Origin of the sequence: Bacillus sp. A1 (genome assembly GCF_042296235.1) — a bacterium.
GTDB classification, from domain to species: domain Bacteria; phylum Bacillota; class Bacilli; order Bacillales; family Bacillaceae; genus Bacillus; species Bacillus velezensis.
Window position 1 is genome coordinate 2,145,131 of sequence record NZ_CP141181.1, and the last position, 21,723, is coordinate 2,166,853.

Sequence of the window (21,723 nt, forward strand, 5' to 3'; positions counted from 1 at the left end):
TCAGCTCAATCCTTCTTCATCATTTTTTCAACTTCTTCTGCGGCCTGGGAAAATAGATCTGACAGCTCATCCAGCTCAGCATATGAAATCGTGAACGGCGGGGCGATGATGACGGCGTCTCCTTCCCCGCTGTCAATACCGGGCTTTGCAGGGTAAATAAGCAGGCCCCGTTTTTTTGCCGCTTTAATGATTTTTTCGGTGAAGGCCTGTTTTTTCGAAAAAACGTCCTTCGTCGTTTTATCCTTAACGAATTCAACCCCGATCAGGAGGCCTTTACCGCGGACATCCCCAATCACCCCGCTGCGCTCTTTGATTTCTTCTAATTTCCGTTTCAGCATTACGCCTTTTTCCTCTGACTGCCGAAGCAGCTCGTGTTTCTTAACATAGCGAAGCACTTCAAGCGCCGCTCTTGCACAGTATGGGTTGGCACTGTACGTATGTCCGCTCATAATGACCCCGGAGCCCCGCTTGATCGTTTCAACGATGTCATCAGACGCAACAGCTGCCGCTATCGGAGCGTAACCGGCGCCTAACCCTTTTCCGAGCACCGCGATATCAGGTGCGATCCTCCAATGCTCAGAAGCAAGCATCCGCCCTGTTCTCCCGAGCCCCGTCATGACTTCATCCGCGATAAACAAAATACCGTGCCTGCGGCAGACATCCTCAAGCGCTTCATAATAATCTGCCGGCGGAGTGATGGCCGCCCCGGCTGCTCCGACCATCGGTTCTGCGACAAATCCCGCGATAAATGAGGAACCGACCCGCTGAACAGCCGTTTCCAGTTCAGCCGCCGCAGCCTTCACAAATTCCTCTCCCTGCAGCTCAGAACGATACATATTAGGCGCTGAAACGGCCGGAAACCGTTCAAGCAGTTGGGTGAAGCGGTATCTCCGTTCGTAGAATCCTGATAATGAAAGCGCTCCCAAAGTAATACCGTGATAACTGCCCCATCTTGATAGAAAGACGGATTTTTGGTATTGCCCTTTTTCCTGCCAATATTGAACGGCTATTTTCATCGCTGTTTCGACTGCCTCTGAGCCGCTGTTTACAAAAAATGACCAATTCAGCCCGCCCGGCAGATGATCGGCCAGGAATAAAGCCAGTTCTTCTGCCGGAGTACTGGTGAATTGCGAGCGATACACAAACGAAACGGAGTCAAGCTGCTCTTTTAAAGCTTGTATAATATCCTCCGTGCCGTGGCCGATATTGCAAGTGACCGCCCCCGATGCTCCGTCAAGATACTTGTTCCCCTCCTGATCATACACATATGATCCCTTTCCATGACTGACTGACGGATAATTCCCGTCAAGCTCCGGTTTGATTAAATAGCTCCCCATATCTTTCCACCTCGAAAACCCATTTGCTTCATTGTATGAACAGATGAATAACCGCATTCTTATCCTTCAGAAAGTTTTTTGCAGAAAATACCTTTCTGTAAAACAGGCTGCCGGAGATGTCCGACAGCCTGAAGAGCGTTCTGGAAATTCTATTCCTATTGTTGATTTTATTCTTTGCTCAGCTCATCATCACATCATTTTTGATCTGAATCAGTATAAGCAGAAAGCGGAAAATTCCCGTCTTCTTTACTGTATGGGAATCAATATTTCACACAAATGATGATTCACCTTTTGTAAAGTATACCTTTCGATAATAGGCTGTTCTCTGATTGATAAATTATTTTTTTCGATCTCAGAAAAAACAGTGTTCCAAAATCCACTGACTGCCTCTTTTGTATGATCAAGCAAGAAAACAGCGTACTTCCCTCCGGAAAATGTACCGATCCGGGCTGGTTCAGGCACATGGTCTTGATTGATAACAAGACAAACATCATAGCGGCATTTCTCTTTAGGAGTACGATTCGGATGATCTTGCGGAATTCCTAAAATGACATAATGATCAAGCAGACCATTCAATTGCGCCCAGTTTTTAAATGACTCCATCAGTTCTTTGTTTTGCTTTCCGCCATACTCTCCGACGTTTCGGAAATAAGCAATTCTTGATTCAGGTAATTCTTCAATCGTTATGTCCACATTTTCGCCCCCTTCTCCAGAAAGGTAATATGTATTAAAATGTTTTTCAAGCTGATTTTTCAGCATGGAAATAACAAAAAGCCTGCAGAAAGTGATGTTCTCTGCAGGCTGATTTTCATTATAGGATTTTTTTCAGTCTAACAAATAAAAGCCGCACCGACGATGATTAATAAAATAAACAATACCACAATCAGCACAAAAGTGCTGGTTCCGCCTCCGCAGCCGCCGTGCCCGTAACCATAGCCAAAACTGCCGCAGCCGTAGCCATATCCGTATCCGTACATACGCAAATCATCCTTTCTTCTTACGATATACGGCATTGTATGCGGGCCAACTCCCAATTGGTTTATGCGAATGCCCAACTATGTAAGAAAATAATGAAAAATTGTATGCACGCGCCGAAATCTTTTGAAGCCGAGTTTTTCATAAAAGCGGTTTACACCGTCCATCCCGGACGTCACAAGGTATACGGTTTCCATGCCGTTCAGCTTTGCCGCCGCCATCAGCTCATTCATCAATATCGATCCGTAGCCTTTTCGTTGGAATTGATCCAGAATTGCGACTTCTTCTATTTTTGCGGTTTTATCTGCTTTGTTGATGAAAAGCTCTCCGCAGCCGATCGGAATCGTTTGTGAGGCATCGCTGTAGCACACGACAAGCATAACCGTTCCGTCCTTATACAAAGGATATTTCCGCTCAAGCTTTTGTTCGGCCGCCGCCTCGCCAATGTAAAGGGCATCATAGATGTTCATAATAGACGACCCGTCGGCGAGGCTTTTTTCCGTTCCCCAAGCAGTGAGCGGGTGTCCGGCCTGCAGGTCCCCATTTTCCAGTTTCCTTGCAAAAAACAGCTCATCTTCCACTACGCAGCCCTGCTTTACCAGAGTTTGTTTCAGAAGAAGCGGAAACGTGTGCTCCGGAGCCGCTTTCACATGAATATAATTGGCTTGAAGCATGCCCGGAACGGACGAAAAAAACGGCAGGAGTTTGTCTAACGGAAATGTATGGTGCAGCTGAATAAAGTTATGCGAAAAAATCTGCGGCAAAAAAGGGTCCGTATATACACTGAAATGCTCGAACCTCTGAATGCCGGAAGTAAGCTCTATATACTGCTTCTCGGTTTTATCAAATTGATCGGTCATAAAAGCTCTCCTTTTCCTTACACATCCAACTGCATCTCTCAACCTTTTGTTATATTGAGATTTCTCATAATTTCATCGTACACCGGATAGAACGGCATTCCAATTGGTAATTGTTTAATTTTCTGAAAGGAAATGGGTATCGCCTTCTGATTCGCAAAAAAGCGTTTCGCTACGTCATGACTGATCGGATGGAGAACCCCTCTCAAATAAACATAAAATTCCCGTTCAATGCGAAACAGCATTCTCCCGGGCAGATGTTGAATACAGCCCGATGTCCCCCGGCTGATCGGCGGACCGTCCGGAAGCGCTTGTATTTCGTCCCGTTCTAAAGCCGGGATGTCATGCCGTTTAAATCGGTAAAAGCGAAATGCGCTATGATCAACCAGCCTTTTCTCCCCGTCTTCTATAAAATAAACATGAAACTGATCCCTGACGAGCTGAAAATTCGGAATACTGACGGAGTTCTCTTCCTCATATTGAAATAAAAACGGATCCGGAATGACGACGGTTCGCCCTTCATATAACGTATGCCAGCGCTCGTTTACAGGCTTCCTTTTATTTCGGTCAAGCTGATATACTTTCTGATCCGTCCCCTTTACAAAGGACCCGTCGATCAGGACAGACGGAAGCGATTGATACGTGTTCTGAAATGAGTGGGGTGTTTTATAGGTCGTATCCAACACTTCTTTTATCGGCAGAAATGATGTAAATGTGTTGAGCCTGCTCCAAAAAACAGAGTCTCCGTGATTCCAATGCATAACATCTTCGTCCCAAAAGCTGCCGAACTTCTCTTTCACACGCTCAAGCAATGATCTCCGGTGCATCACCGAACAGTGATCAACGAGAAAAGCGGCCTGATCAAGCACCTCTTCAGCAAAACGATAGAAGTGGAATTGTTCTGTTCCGCGCCCGTTTACATGTATCACCTTCTGGCTGGAATAGACGGCATCAAACCCGCTGCATTGATTAAGAACTTCCGCCATGCGGCTGAGCCTATCCGGATGAAATACGGTGTCGTCTGTCAAATAAGTGATGTATTCGCCTTTAGCCCGTGAAAGCGCATCATTAATCAAAACGGCATACCGGGTCGACTTCAGCCGTTCGGCAGGATTGATAAAACTGTTGTCATAATATATGCGAGGATCTTTTATATACGTACTGATGGCAGCCGAAGTTTCTTCATTTGAATGATCATCCATCACAAACAGCTCCCAATTGCTGTAGGTCTGATGCAAAACACTTTCAATCGCCTGTTTCACAAGATCCGGTTTGTTGTAACTCGTTAAGATAATTGAGATCTTCTTTTCCATCCCATCACCCCTTCTGTAAAACGTAAAAAACGGCTCCGAAAGAGACAGAGCCTGATATCCGTTATTAAAAAGCACCCCAGCTGACGATGCTTGAAATCGCGACGTTTGATCTCGTATTATTGAGCGGATTTTGAAAAACGGCCAAATCTGACAGCACTTCTTTGACAATTACGTTTTGCAGTGTGCTGCCGTTAATCAGATTGACGCGTGATACAGGAACCCCAAGCTCTTTTGCCATTACAAGCTGACGCCGCAAATCTGAATGATCTCCGGACGGCTGACGGGATAACAAAAGAAGAAGAAGCAGTACGAGCTGAAATTCCTCCTCAAAACCCCCGTGTTTTACAGTTTCTTCTGAATCCAAAGTATTCCTCTCCTTCATTTTTTAATCTATACAACGTATGTCATACTCTTACAATCCGCATAGGCAAACAAAGCCTGATTCGAAAATTCAGCTGTTTGATTAAATATTGAAAAAAACACAAGCAAAACGGCATTCGACTTATACCAATCTCTTCAATCAGGAATATGAATAAACGTGAGGTTGAAATTGTTAAAGGAGGTGTATGTTCGCATGAGCGAGGATCGTTTGGAGCTTAAAAAGGAGTTATTGAAAACTCTTTTAGCCCCTGTATTTGACAACAGCGCTTTATCTGGCGGCACAGATGGAGGAGATAATGTGGAAAACAAAGTAAAAGATTTATTGGAATCGGCAATTGATGCAAAAGTAGATGAAGCAGCGGCGAAAGACAGTCTCAGCGCACAATCTGTATTGGGAAGCGGTATTTCATTAGCGGCGAGATGGATTTTTGCAAGAATTCAGCCCGGCACTGTCATCAGCATTGTGATGGATTCAGGAGACATGATCGGCCCGGTTCAATTTGTTGCCTTTGACGAAATTCACGGAATCGTTTTTGTTACGCAGGAAAATTCCGTTACACCGGCAGGCTCTGCTACAACATTGCTTGACGTCGACAAAGTTGAAAGTGTCACGTTCACTTCGTAACAGCATATGAACGTTTTATATATCCGTTCAGGATATAAAGGCATATACACGTATTTTGACCGCTGGATCGAGGAAGGCTTTTTACAGTCTTCCGTCCGCTTTTTTTCTGTTTCTGAGTTTGAGGAAGATACCATCCGCAGTATACGGGCATTCAAACCAGACATCAGTCTGATGATGACGGGAGACCGTATTCCGTCTGAATGGCTTCAATGGCTGAAGACAGAACAGATTCCCGTTTATCTATGGATGACGGAGGATCCTTTTTATTTCGATGTGAGCATGACAATCGCCCCTTTCGCCGATGCCGTTTTGACGATAGAACAAAACGCGCTTGATGCTTACCGGCAAATGGGCTTACAGCACGTATATTATGTCCCGATCCCCGTTAATCAGCGGCTTTTTAAGAAACAACCTGCTGAAGCCTCTCTTCACACAAATCTGCTTCTGATCGGATACCCTTACCCGAACCGCGTTGAACTGGTGAAAGCAGCGGCGAAGCTTCCGTATACGCTTCGTATTATCGGGAAGGGATGGCGCAGACATCTGCCTAAAAAAATCGCCAGGCAGCAAAATGTGCTCGTAATGGATGAATGGATTGCACCCGAACATGCCGCATTATATTACAACAGCGCAGACGTGGTCTTAAACCCTCACCGTTCTTATCGGTTTGCGCTCAATCAGAACGGACGCGGCATCGAAAATATCAGTTTAAATACGAGAAGCTTAGACATTGCGGCTTGTCAGGCCTTTCAGCTGACAGACCTTTCTCCCGCGCCCCCGTTTTCATCCTTTGTTTCTTACAGCGGGCTTGCGGATTTTGCGGATAAGATCCATTTTTATATGACAAACCCGGGTGAACGTAAACAAATCGCGGCGCTTAATTACCAAGAGACAGTACCGGCGTACACGTATGACCGGCTGCCGGCTGTGCTTGCGGCTATCCGTTCCAGGACTTTCTCATGAAACGCTCTTCACATCAAAAAAAGCAGCTTTGATAAGCTGCTTTTTTCATGTTTATTTTCCGCTTCTGTCAGTCAGTTTTCTCGGGTCAACCTGTTTATTGACCTGCGGGTGAAAGCCGATTTTATCAGCGATTCTTTCCCAAGGCACCATTTTAAAATTTTGATTCACTTTTTGGCCGTGATCTATATTTTCTCCATCCTGTGCGACAAAAAGGCCGAACGGATATTCAGGCCCCAGCCCGAAACCCAGAACGTCAATTCCGTCTGTATCGCTTGTGCCGTCTGTTTCAGGCCCGTCTGTTATCTGAAAGTCCGCAACATATTTGTTCTGTCCCTGTCTTTCATAAATCGCGTAGCTGCTGTTACCCTGGCTTGATGCAAGCAGATAACCTTTCCCGTCAGCAGCGTAGTAAATCGTCAGTCCTTCAATATCAGGGGTTAAATGCCTGCCGTCGGCACGATCGATAACCGTTCCGTTACTGCCGCCGTCCGGCTCAGCGCTGAACTTCCAGATGGCCTCATCTTCTTCTGCGATATAAAGACTGCCGTATTCATCGTCTGCTGCCATCCCTTCTGTCTGAGAATTCATTTTAAACGCCCTTACCTTTTTGCCGGATATGTATCCATTTTTATCCGCATTTAATTCGTATTGTTCAAATTCGCCTTCTTTCCCTGTCACCATCGCGTAATATTTTCCTGTTTTTTGACTGTGGTACAAGCTGAAACCGTATACTTCATCAATTGCTGATGCAATCGGGCGGTCTGGATCTGTAATGCTTTGTAATGTGCCGTTTTTCCCGTCAATGGCGTAAATCTCAATGGTATTCTTTCCTTCAGACCGATTGGATGCCGCCGCAATATCGACTTTTTTTCCGTTCAACGGAAAATCATAGCGGATATCAACATTGTTCAGCTTCCCGGTATGATAGGAATGAAGCGTCTTTCCCTCTAGGCTGTACACGACTAAGCCTGATTTTTTATTGGTTGTGATCAATTTGCTGTTCTGAGGATTCTTGGGGTCCAGCCAAATCGCAGGATCATCAGCTGCATCACCGGCTGTATCAACCGGCTCCGTTTCCGCCGCCGCATTCACGGTAAAGTGATAAGGATCAGACAGCTTATGCTTGGCCTGGGAAGAAACCGCACCGCATGTGAGCATCAATCCGGCTGCCGCGGTTAACAAAAGTGTTTTTGAATGATTCATTTTCCTTCCTCCTTTTAATGAACGTTCACTTTAATTGTAAAATACATACAGGAAGTTCAGTGTTAAGTTTTTGTGAAGATTGTCCGCATGTGAGAATTTATGGAGAGAAAAAATTGACATGAGCAAATATTTAAAATGAATATTTAGTACAATGTTTTATTTGTATTTCTATTCTATTAATCGGATAAAGCGATATGAAAGCGCATCAGATTAATGTTTTTCTCTAATTTTTGATTTATTGGTTTCTTTCATTAACTCGCTGAAATTGTTCAACATATGATGCATGGTAGAGAAACGAGAGTTGGAGGATAAGCCATGCCTAAACAGCAAGCAGTAGAGCTACAACCGTTTTTTCACGATAAAACTGTTCTCGTCACCGGCGGGACAGGGTCAATCGGAAGCCAAATTGTAAAACGCCTTTTGCTCTTAACCCCTAAAGAAGTCATTGTGTTCAGTAAAGATGACAGCAAACAATATGTGATGAAACAAAAATACGCGGATGAACAAAGACTGTCGTTTGTGCTCGGCGATGTTCGTGACTACAGAAGAGTCAACCAAGTGATGAAAGGTGTTGATATTGTCTTTCACACAGCTGCGCTGAAGCAGGTTCCGACATGTGAGGATAATCCCTTTGAAGCCATTCAAACCAACCTTATCGGCGGACAAAATGTCGCAGAAGCCGCTTTGCTGCAAGAGGTGACGCATGTGATTAATATCAGTACCGATAAAGCCGTTTATTAAGATACTTACTACAAACAAATCAAAAAAAGAAGCTTACTCTGCACTCCTTTCCAAAGCAGCCTCCAATAAATGCTGAGCAAATTGTTTATAAAATTCATCTAAGTCATTACTCGCTTCATCCTGATCTATATAGCGGATACTGTAATTATCTTTATAGACAACCTTTATTGTTTTCTTCTTTAATTCCTCATAACGTTGGTAAGGTTCCAAAACTACACCCCCGCTTTCACAGGAGTATTATATGTATGTAATGGTTCGTCTCTTGACTGTTCTTTCTATATCAAAGCCTCACAAGCTTGTTCAATGTATCGTTAACTTTTTTCTTTATCCAGCGTTCAGTACCGATCTCTTCGCATATGAATACGGGAATGCTGGTTTTATTCAAGGTGCCCAGTAATTCAAAAATGAATTCTTGACATGTGCCTTCTCTGCACCTGAGTCAACAATCGCCAAATAAATCTTGGCGCAGGATTAAGCCACCGCGAATGAGGTGAGGTTTGAAGACATTAATTTCTGTTCAATATGCCGCTTCAGTTTTGCAGCGGCATTCCTAGGAATGCAAGAATATGTACTAAATACTTTCAAACTTTGAGATGTTTGTTTTTGGAGGTGAAGATTCATTTAATTTTTTATACCAAATACGAATTTTTTGTCCTTTGCTCAAGTCATCTTTATTGTTAAGTTCACTAAGTCCCAGTAAAACTATATCCGATCTATACTTTTCAATAATCTCTTTTTCACTAAGATTTTCATAGTCTTTAACATCAGCTTTTTCATTAGGTATGAGAATTGCTTGATTCTCTCCTTTTAAAATGACATAGCCGACCATGGTTTGCTCAGCCTCCATAAAATGTTTGTTATGTTGGTTTTGACACCCTAATGTTATACATAACAAAACTAACAGCATTATAAACACTCTATACAAGTTCAAACCGCCCTTCTTGCATATTTGTAACAAGAATAAAACACTGTTTTAGGAAATGACAGACTAAAACGCCTCATGTTTATGAATTTAAAATATTCCCCCTAGACAAATGGAACACGGCGAGGTCTTCACCATTATAGAACCGCACAATTGCATCATGAAATATTCAATTGGCTGATCAACCACATCACCTTCTTTAAGCGATCTAATGTTTATATAAGGTCCTATAAGTCTATACAGCCTTTCCGCTTAATCATTTTGCTTATCTATAAGCAGTTTAAATGTACTAAGGATTTGTACAGTTTTTCAGACATGTTCAGCTTGTCCTTGAAATGCCGGATTACTTTATCTTGTTCTTTACTTAAAATGTTTATCATTTAATCATATGCTGACTTAATATAATGTTTAAGTGTTTTTATATGGGGAGAATATGTGTAAGGAGGCGGTTTATTTGAAAAACGATCAGAACTAAACTCTTCTTTTGCGTTATCCACTCTTATTGTCTTACATATTGCATTGTACCCGTCCTATTCTTCTTGGTTTGTCACAATATTCTTTTTAGGATTTGCACTAATATACACATTTGAAAAAAAGAGCAAATCTTCAAAACTAATTGCTAGTGCTTGCCATATCAAGATTCTTTCTTTTCATGCTGCTCTTTTCCTTGGCCTCAATTTTTTAAAATTTAAATTACGATTTTAAGTTAACTTTAAACTGCATTATGTTGAGAATACCACCTTTAATTGGTAAGCTGACATCTAAGTCATACTTATACAAAGCAGGTGGATATATTGAACAAAATAATCGGAATGACCGGATTAATTATCTCCTTACTTGTGCAAGGGTTTTCAGCAAGTGATTCATTGACTCATAAGATCGCCATGGCTTGTCTATTTTTGTTCTTATTGGTTTATAATTTTAACCATACTAAGGAGTTCTCTAAAAAGTCTCTGGCGATTATAGGCGCTTCCTTTATTGTGCTAATGCTTGGTATTTATCAATTGCTCTCTTTTACTGGTGATTACTTTGAAAGTCGCGGTTTAAATTTTGGATTTATCCTCTTACTTGAAATTGTTTTAGTTATTGGATTAGTGACTGCTGCACTGAGTTTAATTAAGCATATTGCAGACCGCTTAAGGAAAACACCTGATGGTAAAGAGCGTTGACTCTTTGCCTTTTTTTAGCTAACCATTTCTTTTTATGCCGTCTTTCTTGTACAAAATCAAACGCAATATCGACTTTTACCGGCTCTGTTCTGTCAATGATGAATTGATTTCAGAACGATTCTTAATTCCTCATCATTCATACCGTTGCCTCTTGCACTCCACCTTTATGGAATCTTTTTCATTTTTCACCAGAATTTTTTCAAAAGATCCAGTCGCATCGCTCTCTTTGATAAGAGCTCTACATTTCTAATAGCAAGATTGAATATTGTTTGTTAATACACTCGGCCCCAACTTTTGTGTCTTAGAATTTGAAAGGCGTACTTGCACTTTAACATTTGTCATTTCAGCTGATATGGAATCAATCCTTCCAGCCCAATTAGGGCTCTCTTCCTCGGGAGTCGGATATAGTTTAAATCGCCAACTGATTTCCCCTGTTTTGGCGGCAAATCCTTCATAACCGTCGTAGCTTCCATAATAAGATGGTTGAGGAAGGTGGACAGCAAGAATACTCATATTCGTTCTTGCAGCACTTGGCGGGTATAACTGCACTTTATAGATTAGTGCCGCGCCCTTCGCATTTTTCAGTTTTTGATTCACCGGTTCGAGTACTGCAGTACAAGGCATTGGACTTGCTTTCATTTGAGTTGGAGAGGCGATAACAGCAGCCAATAAAGGTATAACCAAGGTAAATCGTTTCATCTACATTCCCTCACATTTTTTTGTTAATTTCCCTTACTCCCGCCTTGAATATTCATCACTTTTGAATGGTTATCTTCATTAAAAAGTGAAAAAGGCATTACTGGAGCTACTGGTGCTGCCGGTAAAGATGGAAAATCAGCATATGAATTAGCTGTTCAACAAGGTTTCTCCGGAACATTAGATGAGTGGCTTGCTTCTCTGAAAGCAACAGCAAACTGATCACGTACCCTTCTCTAACGAGGAGTGTATTTTTTCCGTTTTTTCAAATTAGAAACCACAAAAACTCTACATCCTTTTACATTTTTTTCAATGACATGTTATGATTATTTTCAAGGGATTTTGGAAATTTTCAGAAAGAGGGGTTTGGATGAGCAAGATCGCTTCAGAAGTTGTCGCTACTACACTGAATGATTGGTACATTGCTATAAAGAAACAAAAGGTAAATGAGTCAATAAAATATTACTCAGAGATAAAAAGCCTGTTCGATGACATGGAAGAAGATCAAGAAGTTCTTGCATATTACAGTTTATTAGAAGAAAGACACAAAATGTTGCTACATTCTTCACGCGGAGAGCCATTACAAAAGCACACTTATTTCACTGAAGAGAATGAAAATTTCATAAAAAGAACGAACGATAAATTGGAATATAACTTTTATTTATTTGAAGCAATGTACGAGGCATACAACAAAAATTATGATCGAGCAATTAACTTATATGGATTAGCTGAGAAAAAGCTTGCAGAAATTCCGGATGAAATTGAAGCAGCTGAATTCTACTCCAAGGTCTCCTACTTATACACTCTTGTTAAACAAAGCATTGTGGCACAACACTATATCAAGAATGCAATTGCAATATATAAGCGACACCCTGACTATAAATGCAAACTGGCAACTTCAACAATGATTGCGGCTGCAAACTATTCCGATATGAAACGGTTTGAAGAGTCAGAAACATATTATTTAGAAGCAATAGACATTGCACAAGAAACAAAGGATGAATATTTGGAAGCTCAGTTATATCACAACCTTAGTATCGTGTATTCTGATTGGGACAAACCTGATAAGTGCATTAAATCTCTCGAAAAAGCTATTGGAAATGAATCTTGGATGAATTCAAATTATTATATAAATTCTTTATTCATGATGATTAAGGAGCTATTTAAAATTGACGAAAAAATGAAAGCCATTAATTTTTACAATAAAGCACAGGAAAGACTCATATTAATGGAGAATAAGGTATACGAAGCCAAAATTAGCATCCTATACAACCTATATTGTGGTGAATTAAAAAACAACTTCAATAATTGCATCCGTTACATTGAGTTTTTAAAACAACAAAATGACCTTGAAAGTGTAGATGAATTGTCCTACATAGCTGCAAAAAGGTTTGAATCAATAGGTGCTTTTGAAGAAGCAACAAGCTTTTTCAATGAAAAAATTTGGGCTGAACAGAAAATGAATCAGGTGGAGGGAATCTTATGAAAAAAATTATGCTTTGCGTATCTATTTTAACTGTAATTTTAAGTGGAGTAGCTTTAACGCAATTGAGTACTGATTCACCATCTAACATCCAGGTAGCTGAAAGGCCAGTCGGAGGTTAAAAATTAATTAACTTAGCCCACTCATATGAGTGGCTTTTTATTTTATGATTTGTGTTCCCCCGTCAAACCTGCTATAAGAAACAGCTCGTAAGATCGCTTTAGATCCGTATTTGTTTCTTATCCCGTCCATAACAAAATTATGGAAGCATGGGCTGGAAAAGGGGTAAGGAATTATCAGAACAACTGGGGTAAGCGATTCAAAAGCAAAAAGAAACAGTATGTTAAGGGCGCAGATATCTATGATAAGGTAAAGGCTCAGAGATATGCTAGTAGTAAAACAGGTAAGCCTTATTCAGTGGCTGCAACCAAAAAAGCACAAATAAATACTATTGCTCTAAACTTGTGTGGCAATCATACAAAAACACAAAAGGAACCGACCTAGACAGTAATGAAGGCGCACTTGTCACACCTGCAGATATTGATCGTTCATCAAAAACTGTTAGCTACTAATCATTTTACTTGCAGATTTATTCTGCAAGTGTCTTTTTATTTTATATAAAAGATAAGGAGCGTTATATGAAAAAGTCTTATGTTTTATATGGGATTTCAGGAGTTCTAGTTGGTGCAATAGTTATATTGTTGATCAATGCATTCTTTATAAATAAAGGTGAACACTCTGTAAGTACTTCTAAAATTAATCCAACCGAGGATAAAATCTTTTTTATCTATTCAAATCCACTCATCAAAAAAGCGTACTCATATCCACATCACAAGGAGAAAAATTCAATAAACGACCGGATATACCATATATCCAGAAAAAAACCCCCTCTTCAGACGATATCGTCTTGTTAGCTGAACATGAACCATATTATTACACATTAAAAAACAACACCATTAAAGAACATAAATTATCCAATCCATTTGCTTTTTGGTATCAAGGAGAAGATATTTCTGTAAAAGCCTATAATGTCGACACCAATGGAAATGAACTGAAAGTAAATGATAAAAAGTTCAATAAAAAATACAGCCTGACTTTGCCCTCCCTCGTAACCATGGGAGAAAGCGATGATAAGTATATTTACGTCATTCAAGGAATGTCTTTGTACGTCATTGATAGAAAAACAGAAGAGATTAAAACGATTGGATTAGCTTCCTATGGAGATGTATTTGATCACTCTGAAAAATATGTTGTGGCTAGCTCAGAACATGAACTAACTGTAATCGAAAAAGGATCATGGAAATCAAAATTCATAAAATATCCTGATGATCTCGAACAAGCGGACGCTGTGTATTACGACAAAAAAAGCGGTAAATTTTACGTTACATATATTAATAAATCCGGATACGCCTGCTTACTTGAGTACGATCAAGATTTTTCTTTTGAAAAATTCGATTTACAATTTCCGTATATGAATGCAAAGTTTAAAGATCAAAAACTTTATGTGATTTCACAAGAGGAAAACAAAAAAGGCATTGGTGGCTATATGGGGATTTTTGATATCCGTACTAAAAAGAAACTTAATGAATTTGATTTGCCTGAACAAGAAACAAAAGTGCAGGACTTTATGGTTTTAGATTAAACATAAAGAATAAGTTGCAAAGCAAAAGCCCCTTCCTGAATAAGGGGCTAATTTTAAATTAAATAGATGTTTTATACGCGTTAATGGCTTGATTTCTCAAAAGCATATTATCTTTCGTAACCATTCCAAGATTGTATGCTTGTTTGATTATATCTAACACTTGATTATCAGTTTCAGTTACAGCTCGTCCCCCAGTTATTCTGGACTTCCAGTAATCAAACTGGTGATTTAACTCTGAACTGCTTTTAAGGTTTTTATTATCAACTACTTTGCCATTCTCCAGCGCTTCTTTGAATTCATTAAAACCAATTGAACATTGCTGATTCGAACTAATTCCTGCACCTTCTGTCGCTAAACTGCAAAACGCTAAAAATTTCGGATCTTTCGTGATATTGTAAGAGTTATTTAGACCTTCCATAGCATTCACCCTCTCTCGAATTTTACAACGTTGCTGTAAATGATTTTCATGTTTTTCCCAAGCCCTTCAACTTGAATCTCATTTGAAGCAAGTTCGTTCATTGGAATTTCAATGTATTTGTCCCATCCTATCACAACTTTGTTTTGTCCAAGTATAGGGTCATATTTGTATATGTTCGCTTCACCTTTGTATAACAAACTCCTTCCGTTTGGTATTATTTCACATGTTATTTATCGGTAATTCCAGCGAGATATTCAACTTAAATTCCACCAAATATAATAGATGGAAAAACAGTTTCTTTTCAACCAACAGTATCTTATTTCATTATTTCATACAAAAAAAGCTCTCAAAAAGAGAGCTTAACTTTGCAATACTTCTACTTAATCGTCCCAATCTTCGTCCTCTTCCCAATTTTCTTTTGCTTCTTCAAGCTCTTCCAAGAAAAATTGCAGAAAGTTATCTGCAACCTTGTCACCATAACCGGCTTCATTTGCCCAAACTATTACTGGACATTCATCGTTTTCCATTTTGTTTGTATCGAGGCAATAAGAGAATTCATCTACATCTTCTATAACGACAATACCGTCACTTAAATTATAATGAGTTCTATATTCCTCAGTAACTGTAACAACCCTTGCAGAAACTTTCCCATGGCCAAGTATATTTACCCCGTAAATTCCACCGGAGCCATATTTATTTAAAAACCACTTATAACTCTCGGGAAGTTTTACATTTAAACGATTTTGTATCTCTTTGATTTTTTCTTCACTTATTCCGCCTGTAAAATCATCATCTTCAGCGTTTTCTTTAATAAATTCTTCAATTTCATGATAAGTCATTGTTACATTTCTCCTTTCTCAAATTGGCTCGCTCTCCATTTCCAATATCTTCGTTGGAAGCTTTTATACTGATTCCGCAACTCCCTGTCATTTCTAAAACTTTCCCCACCTTTTTTCAATCCATGAAGAACTTTTTTATTATTTTGATGAACAGAAGCTGGAATTTCCACCATCGTTCCTGGCTCTTCTTGAATTAAATGATGTAAGTTGATTTTTGTGCCATCATTAGCAAAAGGAGCGTCACCTTTTTTCATAAGTTGTAAATTTGTTTTTCCGCTTTCAGCATCAACTTTGTTTATATCAATATCTTTCAACGTGTACACTCTTCGACTTACATCTTTAGTTTTACCCGAAGCTTTTACCTTCCCTTTAACTTCAAAGGCGCCATACTTCTCTTTATTTAGCCAAGGGAGAGTTAATTCCTTACCTGTAAATGGCTTTCTGCTCTCATCTAATTTCTTCGCATTAGTTAATAGTTCATTTTTAAGGTTTTGGCTGTCAACCACATTGTATGGTACGTTATCGGCCAGAGCAAGATCATACTTAGAGTTATAAGGAAGCAGATCTGGAAGTTTAACGTCTTTAATTTTCTTCCCTGCCTGTCCTGCCTTGTTTATGACCTTCCCCGCCGCATCAGCTTTGTTAACGGCTCCTGCGCCTTTCGTTCCGACGACAGCCACAGCCACTGAACCGACCGCATATGTCACCCATCTTGATCTGGAGTAAGCATCTCCGTTCACCATATCCTTTTGATACGACTCTTCAATTGCCGCTTTAACAGCATCATATGTTTTAACAGGATGAAGTACTGCATTCCCCAGTGCTGACAGCGTTTCCCCCGGATCGGTTATGAAGTCCCATAGACCGGTTACCGTGTCTTTCCCGACATCATATAAACCAACGCCGGCTCCTTTTAAAATATCCCAAGTCACTTCTCCGGCTTCTTCCATCTGTTTTGCTTGTTCAAGCTGCGTCACATACTGCCGCTGGGAAGATTCAAGGTTTTCATAGCCGATCTTCTTCGCAATTTCCAAATATTCATCCGGATCGGTGACACCAGCGGCCAGCTTTTTCTTCAGATCCTTGATTTCCCGCTCCTTCGCTTCTTCCTTTTTAATCGTCAAATAATCATCCGAATGTCTTGCAATCTCGCCTTTTTTCTGATGTATGTCACTTTCCCTGTATGCCTTGGCGTTATAGTGAAGCGGAGTGGCGTTATAGTGAAGCGGAGTGGCGTTTTTTCCTTTGCCTGTGGCATTTTGAAGCTGCTGAAAGTCGGCTTGGATGAACTGTTCGTTCGCTTCGGTTTCTGTGTATTCTTTCGTTAGATCGTGATCAAGCTTCCCGAGCTTATGTATGGTTTCACTTCTTTTTTTGTCAGCTGAAGAAAGCTTCTGATCTATGCTTTCGGTTGAAAACAGATCAAGCGAGATGATGTCTTCGATCTCTCTGAGGATGGACCCCATGTCCTTTTTTTGCCCTTCCATAATTGCCTTTGATTTACTGAGGGCGTGGGTGAGTTCATGCTCCAGAAAAGATTCCTCCACATGCGAACCGGAAAGTCCGGCGTCTTCGACCTTGCCGGGAAGGCTTGTGAGAAATGCGATTTTCATATCGATCAGGTCAAGCCAGCTGTCTGTGACGCCGGCGTGGTCCTTGAAAAAAGCTTTAATGTTATCAGCGCCTTTGCCTGAAAACTCACTATCGTCTAAGTCAGCCATTCACTGATAGGCTTTCCTGAGAGTGATAAATTGCGTTCTTAGTTCCTTGTACTCTTTGGTTCTTTTATCCACTTCAGAAAGTAATGACTTCGCTTCAAACACCTTCATATCATTCTCCTTTTTCCGACGCTCAACACTCTAAATTTTACCATAGTATAGGAGAGTTAATGCTATTCCTATAGTTATTTTTACTCAACCCATAGTCCGACTCCTACGGCTATTGATCGAGATTACGGCACTACAAAAAAACTATATGCGCGATGATTGGGTGCAATTTAAGGGGAACGTTTATATATCGGATGAGGAAAAGAAGCGAGGTCTATCAGATAGCACGATAAATACGCCTTAAAAACACTGCGAGTAATGTATAACACCTTGGAGAGCGAAGGACTTATTCAGTAATTTATCTTTTATGTCTAATTCACCGAAATCACGAAGTTTACGCCTGCATATTCGTTTAATCGGTTTCCCCTTCCGAACATCATCCATAAAAAAAGAACGCCTCCTATTCCAGTTTAATAGAATAAGAAACGTTCAAACACGGTAACGGCCCACCGCTACCCTGTGCCTTAATACGCCTAAGTCATCGACTAAGTCAACGCAATAAAAAACGGCTAGAAACGTTGATATAACGCCTCTAATCGCCATGGATGATTCCGACTGGGCTCGAACCAGAGACCTCTACCCTGTTAAGGACGAGACACGTATTCTGACTAATCTTTAACAATCCTAAATAATTGCCCAAACCCTTGTCATATCAAACTTCATGGGATTTAGTTTTCTGATTGATATTTGTTGTTTCTAAGTAGTTTAAAATGTTTGTGTGACTCCATGGTACACGAAAAGACCCGCTGAACAATTAGTTATGGAGTAACAAAACAAGACTCCATCATTGCCGACATAATTAAAGTAGTGTTACAAATCAACATACCTTCACCTGAGGGTATGCAAAAGAACCGTTTCATTGACTAAAATCAAATTGAGTTAGTTCGAAAAACGCGATTTCGAAAATTTAGGTATCGCTCACCTTGGTCTCACTCTGCATTTTTGTAGACTGAACGATTCTTCACCCAGCAAAAGGAAATGTCTGTTTTGATCCAAAAGGCAATTTGTTCGTTTGCTCTAAGGAGATACACTATATACAATATATAGAGTGGACAGCAGCGCACTAGATTCGGAAGAGTGTTCCGACCTTTGACCTGATCGGAATAAAGTTCCGATTGATATTCTCTTTGTTCAATTTCATCATTCCTTTAATACAGGTCGTTGTTATTTCTCTAGATTAAATCGGTCTTTGATCTTTTCTGGCAGTTTTATCGGATTTAATAGCTTCAGGTTCTCCAGTATATCCGTCATGGCTCCTCGGCACACGTACAATATCCCCTTCTTGATAAGGCTTTTCAACAAAGAAAGAGACCATCTTTTTCTATCCTTTCTCGTTATACCCTTCTAAATTGTAAACGTAGTTGCTAAACTTATGAACCCAGCAGCTCCTATAATTGTAGATATAATGTAAATTAAGTAAATCCATAAGTCTTCTCCCCTAAGAAAAATTCAGATCCCTCTAATTAAATTCGTATTTTAAGGAGACAAGACTACGGCACTCTCTTGTCCCCTCAATTTTTTGTACTAATTTCTCCAAATATTTAATTGCTCTGCTACTTCCAAAATACCTTCAATTCTTCTTTTCTTTTTATCAATCATTGTTGCTATAAACTTATCAAAAGATTCAGCCGGATAATGTGGATTTTTTCTATTAGTGTAAAGCTGTGCTGCAAATGTTTGTGCGAGAGATGTAAAAGCATAACTTTTGTTGTTATATTTATTAATATTCCCATATAAACATCTCAATTGTTCTATATGCTCATTCAAAGTTAACGATGAAAGATCGTGATACGTACTATGAACTCGTTTTTTGACCATTTCCTCTATTTCATGGCTGTTTGCCTCTTCAACAGACGTGTTTCTTCTTACATAAATTCTGTTTACTTTGATTCCTGTTGTTTCTTTCTTTGCTAAGAATGGAATGTATCTCAATTGCTTTGGAATGTATACAACCAAAAAAGCTTTTCCTTTCAAATCACCGTAAACATCTTCGTCGGAGTATTTTAAAAGTTGAGAAAAAAACTTAAGCTCATCAGGTACATAATTCCTCAATTTCTTCTCAAAAACTGTTTTATCAAAGTTGTCATCTAATTGTAGCCCAACTGGCTTATATTCTTTATCTTCAATACCAAAAACAATCATTCCTCCACCTGAATTCGCCATTGCAAGGAGAAGCTTTGCTAATTTAAATTCTTCAATTATCTTCTCCTTATAATCAAGAAAATTTGTCTCCCCGTATAAGGAATTGACAAACTCTTTAAATGAACCCACATCAAATTTTTCGTTTTTTATTACATCAAAAAAATCTTGGTAGCCTATTTGCTTTATTTCATCCATTGAATATATACCTACTTTACTTTAAAGTCTAAGTTCACTTAAAAATTCATTAGTTAATATCAAGCAGTTGCTCTTTTTTCTTCGCGAACTCTTCTTCGGTTATTATTCCTTGATCCCTAAGCTCAGCAAATTGTCTAATTTGTTCAGGGACATTCGAGCTTGAAAAAGACACATCATTCATATTTTGATTTGATTGCTCTGCTATCTTTTCTTGGATATATGCGAAAATTTCGTCAATGCTTCCTTCATCAATTGTTGAAACTGAAATTTCTTTCCCGGCATAATCAAAGATTAGTTTATAACCCGTTAGCCCACTTTTAACTTTTACATGATCAATCAGATTATAATCAAATTCCACAATCTCGTACTTTGCATATTTATCACCATAATGCAATAACCTATCTGGCATTGCAAAAAGAACGCCGGCATTTCCCATGAAACCATTTAGATTCCCTCTAACGAAAGTCACTATTTGATCTTGATTTATTCGATTGGCTGCATGACTAAATATTTTTTGAAGATCTTTAGATGGTTTTTTATATTTTTTACTCAAGGAACTATAGACTTCCTGAATAGGGTTTTGGAATGAAGTAGCTTGAACTCTTGCCTGATCTGAAGATATTGTTTTATTTTTAGACCTTTTAGAATTCACGGTATTACTATAAGAAATACCCGTACCTGGAATTCCTACAGTGGTTGTGGTTCTACCTTTAGTGTTTGTTGATATACGTGCCCCTTTAACACCGGCACTGATGCCGACACTTTTTGAGTTAATGTTCAGTTTAACTCCTGGAGCAATTTTAACACTTTTTCTAAATTTAAACCCCATTGTATACCCCTCACTTTTGGTTAGTTAATTTTTCCTATGCCTTACTCTATCATCATTTTAATATTTTTTCCATCTGTCATCTCCTTATATCTGGTTAAAGTCTCTTCCATTCAACATACTCAAATCGCTGCTGATAAAGGTCTTTCAGGATTGCGGCCCATTACACCGGGACACTCCTCACCTAGTAATAACTTCAATTTGTCTTATGGCGGAAGTGGCTTTAATCTCTGTATGTAGCTCGTTTGATATCACTAAAGCTTCTGACATTGTAGTAAACTTAGAAGCGACATGATCCCCTTAGATACTATATAACCACTGCCTTCTAATTTAAATGACTTGAAGTAATCATCATTTTCAAATTGAATAACAAAAAAGTTATCTATAACCGGCATAGCTAACTCCTCTTCAAAAGACCAGCAATTTTTATGGCCAGTGGCAGCAATCCAATCAATATGTAAAACACCATGATATTTATTTTATTCTTAAAGAACAGTTCAATCATATTTTGCTCCATACCTGGTGGAAATGAATCAATCAGTTCCTGCTTAAACTCTTCATCATAAACCTGATCAACAAATAAGGCCTTAAATCCCGTTAGAAAGCCAACACCAAGCCAGAGTATTAAGAAATATGCTATTCCAATCAAATTAAAGCCCTCCTTATATACATCGTCTGGTATTATAGTAGTGTTAAATACTTTGTGTAGGTGAAATAAATGAAAGAGAAAGATTTTGAGACTAATGGCTACGATGTAACAGTTGTGTATGATTATAAGGAGTATCCCGATGTTAAATAAGACGCTGTGACAACTGTGATTATACTTTATTCAAGAGTTCAGTGAAGAGTGGTGTATTTTTACACGAGTGTCGTAGGTGTGGTATGAAGAAGAGTATCTAAATGCTCTTTTTTATTTCACTGGATTCATGTAGCTTACATATACTTCAATTCCGTCTTCAGTTTTATATTCCGCAATTTTGTCTGGATCCGATTCAATCTTTTCAATAAGCCGCTTTGCACTTTTATTGCCCTTTTCACTATTTGATGCAGAAATCCAAGACCAATAATTCCATTCAGTGATGTAGGACTTAATCTTTTCTGGTATCTCATGACCTATTGTGTAAACCTTAATCATGTACACTCCCCTCCAAAAATACTTCTTTGTTCTTG

Annotated in this window: 23 protein-coding genes and 6 pseudogenes; 9 read left to right on the top strand and 20 right to left on the bottom strand. The window is 39.4% G+C overall.

All coding sequences use genetic code 11. From position 1 onward, the window contains the following. Positions 1 to 5: 5 nt before the first annotated feature. The 6 genes from U2H13_RS10330 to cgeC form a co-directional block, all read right to left on the bottom strand. Entirely contained in the window at positions 6 to 1,337 is a 1,332-nt protein-coding gene (locus U2H13_RS10330; protein ID WP_376700450.1) for an aspartate aminotransferase family protein, read from the bottom strand. Between the two features lie 246 nt (positions 1,338 to 1,583). Beyond that, positions 1,584 to 2,030: a GyrI-like domain-containing protein gene (locus tag U2H13_RS10335; RefSeq protein WP_029974271.1), complete on the bottom strand. Its 447-nt coding sequence runs from the start codon at positions 2,028 to 2,030 to the stop codon at positions 1,584 to 1,586. A 137-nt stretch (positions 2,031 to 2,167) separates the two neighbouring features. Continuing rightward, entirely contained in the window at positions 2,168 to 2,314 is a 147-nt protein-coding gene (locus tag U2H13_RS10340; RefSeq protein ID WP_014418145.1) for a YjcZ family sporulation protein, read from the bottom strand. Positions 2,315 to 2,392: 78 nt separating this feature from the next. Beyond that, positions 2,393 to 3,172, bottom strand: a complete 780-nt coding sequence (locus U2H13_RS10345) for a GNAT family N-acetyltransferase (protein WP_017417993.1) — start codon at positions 3,170 to 3,172, stop codon at positions 2,393 to 2,395. Positions 3,173 to 3,210: 38 nt separating this feature from the next. Next, positions 3,211 to 4,482 (bottom strand): glycosyltransferase family 2 protein, encoded by a 1,272-nt coding sequence (locus U2H13_RS10350; protein WP_376700451.1) that lies wholly within the window; start codon positions 4,480 to 4,482, stop codon positions 3,211 to 3,213. A gap of 64 nt (positions 4,483 to 4,546) precedes the next feature. Further along, entirely contained in the window at positions 4,547 to 4,846 is a 300-nt protein-coding gene (gene cgeC, locus U2H13_RS10355) for a spore maturation protein CgeC (protein ID WP_007407929.1), read from the bottom strand. A 210-nt stretch (positions 4,847 to 5,056) separates the two neighbouring features. Between cgeC and U2H13_RS10360 the strand changes: the two genes are divergently transcribed. Together U2H13_RS10360 and U2H13_RS10365 are read left to right on the top strand one after the other, a co-directional pair. Then, complete coding sequence (locus U2H13_RS10360; protein WP_014418148.1) at positions 5,057 to 5,488, top strand: hypothetical protein; 432 nt, start codon at positions 5,057 to 5,059, stop codon at positions 5,486 to 5,488. Between the two features lie 6 nt (positions 5,489 to 5,494). After that, the gene (locus tag U2H13_RS10365) at positions 5,495 to 6,451 is read left to right on the top strand and encodes a DUF3880 domain-containing protein (RefSeq protein ID WP_179156066.1); all 957 of its coding nucleotides are present in this window, start codon (positions 5,495 to 5,497) and stop codon (positions 6,449 to 6,451) included. A gap of 51 nt (positions 6,452 to 6,502) precedes the next feature. On the opposite strand, the gene phyC is transcribed toward U2H13_RS10365, so the two are convergent. Then, the gene (gene phyC, locus U2H13_RS10370) at positions 6,503 to 7,654 is read right to left on the bottom strand and encodes a 3-phytase (RefSeq protein ID WP_014418150.1); all 1,152 of its coding nucleotides are present in this window, start codon (positions 7,652 to 7,654) and stop codon (positions 6,503 to 6,505) included. A 315-nt stretch (positions 7,655 to 7,969) separates the two neighbouring features. Between phyC and U2H13_RS10375 the strand changes: the two genes are divergently transcribed. Then, positions 7,970 to 8,395: an SDR family NAD(P)-dependent oxidoreductase gene (locus tag U2H13_RS10375; protein WP_003153663.1), complete on the top strand. Its 426-nt coding sequence runs from the start codon at positions 7,970 to 7,972 to the stop codon at positions 8,393 to 8,395. A 33-nt stretch (positions 8,396 to 8,428) separates the two neighbouring features. On the opposite strand, the gene sprB is transcribed toward U2H13_RS10375, so the two are convergent. The 3 genes and pseudogenes from sprB to U2H13_RS10390 form a co-directional block, all read right to left on the bottom strand. Then, on the bottom strand, positions 8,429 to 8,605 hold the full coding sequence (sprB, locus tag U2H13_RS10380; RefSeq protein WP_022553207.1) for a recombination directionality factor SprB: 177 nt from the start codon (positions 8,603 to 8,605) through the stop codon (positions 8,429 to 8,431). 2 nt (positions 8,606 to 8,607) lie between these two features. Continuing rightward, a pseudogene (locus tag U2H13_RS10385) lies at positions 8,608 to 8,780 on the bottom strand (hypothetical protein); the annotation flags it as partial. Between the two features lie 186 nt (positions 8,781 to 8,966). Next, complete coding sequence (locus U2H13_RS10390; protein ID WP_228842244.1) at positions 8,967 to 9,302, bottom strand: DUF3221 domain-containing protein; 336 nt, start codon at positions 9,300 to 9,302, stop codon at positions 8,967 to 8,969. 516 nt (positions 9,303 to 9,818) lie between these two features. Between U2H13_RS10390 and U2H13_RS10395 the strand changes: the two genes are divergently transcribed. After that, positions 9,819 to 10,022, top strand: a complete 204-nt coding sequence (locus tag U2H13_RS10395; protein ID WP_076983201.1) for a hypothetical protein — start codon at positions 9,819 to 9,821, stop codon at positions 10,020 to 10,022. A gap of 89 nt (positions 10,023 to 10,111) precedes the next feature. Continuing rightward, the gene (locus U2H13_RS10400; protein WP_021493939.1) at positions 10,112 to 10,486 is read left to right on the top strand and encodes a YoqO family protein; all 375 of its coding nucleotides are present in this window, start codon (positions 10,112 to 10,114) and stop codon (positions 10,484 to 10,486) included. 246 nt (positions 10,487 to 10,732) lie between these two features. Here the strand turns inward: U2H13_RS10400 and U2H13_RS10405 are convergent, their stop codons facing one another. Further along, a complete protein-coding gene (locus tag U2H13_RS10405; protein ID WP_021493940.1) occupies positions 10,733 to 11,185 on the bottom strand; it encodes a hypothetical protein in 453 nt (150 codons plus the stop codon). A gap of 367 nt (positions 11,186 to 11,552) precedes the next feature. On the opposite strand from U2H13_RS10405, the gene U2H13_RS10410 reads away from it, so the two are divergent. Both U2H13_RS10410 and U2H13_RS10415 read left to right on the top strand, forming a co-directional pair. Further along, positions 11,553 to 12,668: a Rap family tetratricopeptide repeat protein gene (locus tag U2H13_RS10410; RefSeq protein ID WP_121984487.1), complete on the top strand. Its 1,116-nt coding sequence runs from the start codon at positions 11,553 to 11,555 to the stop codon at positions 12,666 to 12,668. After that, a complete protein-coding gene (locus U2H13_RS10415) occupies positions 12,665 to 12,787 on the top strand; it encodes a PhrK family phosphatase-inhibitory pheromone (protein WP_109567019.1) in 123 nt (40 codons plus the stop codon). The genes U2H13_RS10410 and U2H13_RS10415 overlap by 4 nt, the downstream gene beginning before the upstream one ends. Before the next feature lie 42 nt (positions 12,788 to 12,829). On the opposite strand, the pseudogene U2H13_RS10420 reads toward U2H13_RS10415, so the two are convergent. Further along, positions 12,830 to 12,923: pseudogene (locus U2H13_RS10420) on the bottom strand (DNA polymerase); the annotation flags it as partial. A gap of 380 nt (positions 12,924 to 13,303) precedes the next feature. On the opposite strand from U2H13_RS10420, the pseudogene U2H13_RS10425 reads away from it, so the two are divergent. After that, positions 13,304 to 14,307, top strand: a pseudogene (locus U2H13_RS10425) (hypothetical protein). 58 nt (positions 14,308 to 14,365) lie between these two features. On the opposite strand, the gene U2H13_RS10430 reads toward U2H13_RS10425, so the two are convergent. The 7 genes and pseudogenes from U2H13_RS10430 to U2H13_RS10460 all read right to left on the bottom strand — a co-directional run bounded on the left by U2H13_RS10430 (position 14,366) and on the right by U2H13_RS10460 (position 21,202). After that, positions 14,366 to 14,725 (bottom strand): hypothetical protein, encoded by a 360-nt coding sequence (locus tag U2H13_RS10430; protein WP_021493945.1) that lies wholly within the window; start codon positions 14,723 to 14,725, stop codon positions 14,366 to 14,368. A gap of 380 nt (positions 14,726 to 15,105) precedes the next feature. Next, positions 15,106 to 15,564 carry an SMI1/KNR4 family protein gene (locus U2H13_RS10435; protein WP_094295962.1) on the bottom strand — a complete coding sequence of 153 codons (459 nt, stop codon included), beginning with the start codon at positions 15,562 to 15,564 and terminating at the stop codon, positions 15,106 to 15,108. A gap of 2 nt (positions 15,565 to 15,566) precedes the next feature. Beyond that, positions 15,567 to 17,393 (bottom strand): annotated as a pseudogene (locus U2H13_RS10440) (T7SS effector LXG polymorphic toxin). A 1,161-nt stretch (positions 17,394 to 18,554) separates the two neighbouring features. Next, positions 18,555 to 18,756, bottom strand: a pseudogene (locus tag U2H13_RS10445) (DUF1093 domain-containing protein); the annotation flags it as partial. Between the two features lie 158 nt (positions 18,757 to 18,914). Next, on the bottom strand, positions 18,915 to 19,727 hold the full coding sequence (locus U2H13_RS10450; RefSeq protein ID WP_109567020.1) for a helix-turn-helix domain-containing protein: 813 nt from the start codon (positions 19,725 to 19,727) through the stop codon (positions 18,915 to 18,917). Between the two features lie 49 nt (positions 19,728 to 19,776). Beyond that, the gene (locus U2H13_RS10455) at positions 19,777 to 20,556 is read right to left on the bottom strand and encodes a DUF4236 domain-containing protein (protein WP_080130238.1); all 780 of its coding nucleotides are present in this window, start codon (positions 20,554 to 20,556) and stop codon (positions 19,777 to 19,779) included. A gap of 394 nt (positions 20,557 to 20,950) precedes the next feature. Continuing rightward, on the bottom strand, positions 20,951 to 21,202 hold the full coding sequence (locus U2H13_RS10460; protein WP_021493954.1) for a hypothetical protein: 252 nt from the start codon (positions 21,200 to 21,202) through the stop codon (positions 20,951 to 20,953). Positions 21,203 to 21,271: 69 nt separating this feature from the next. Between U2H13_RS10460 and U2H13_RS10465 the strand changes: the two are divergent. Continuing rightward, positions 21,272 to 21,453 (top strand): annotated as a pseudogene (locus U2H13_RS10465) (hypothetical protein). Positions 21,454 to 21,463: 10 nt separating this feature from the next. Here the strand turns inward: U2H13_RS10465 and U2H13_RS10470 are convergent. Continuing rightward, positions 21,464 to 21,688: a hypothetical protein gene (locus tag U2H13_RS10470; RefSeq protein ID WP_021493955.1), complete on the bottom strand. Its 225-nt coding sequence runs from the start codon at positions 21,686 to 21,688 to the stop codon at positions 21,464 to 21,466. Positions 21,689 to 21,723: the final 35 nt, after the last annotated feature.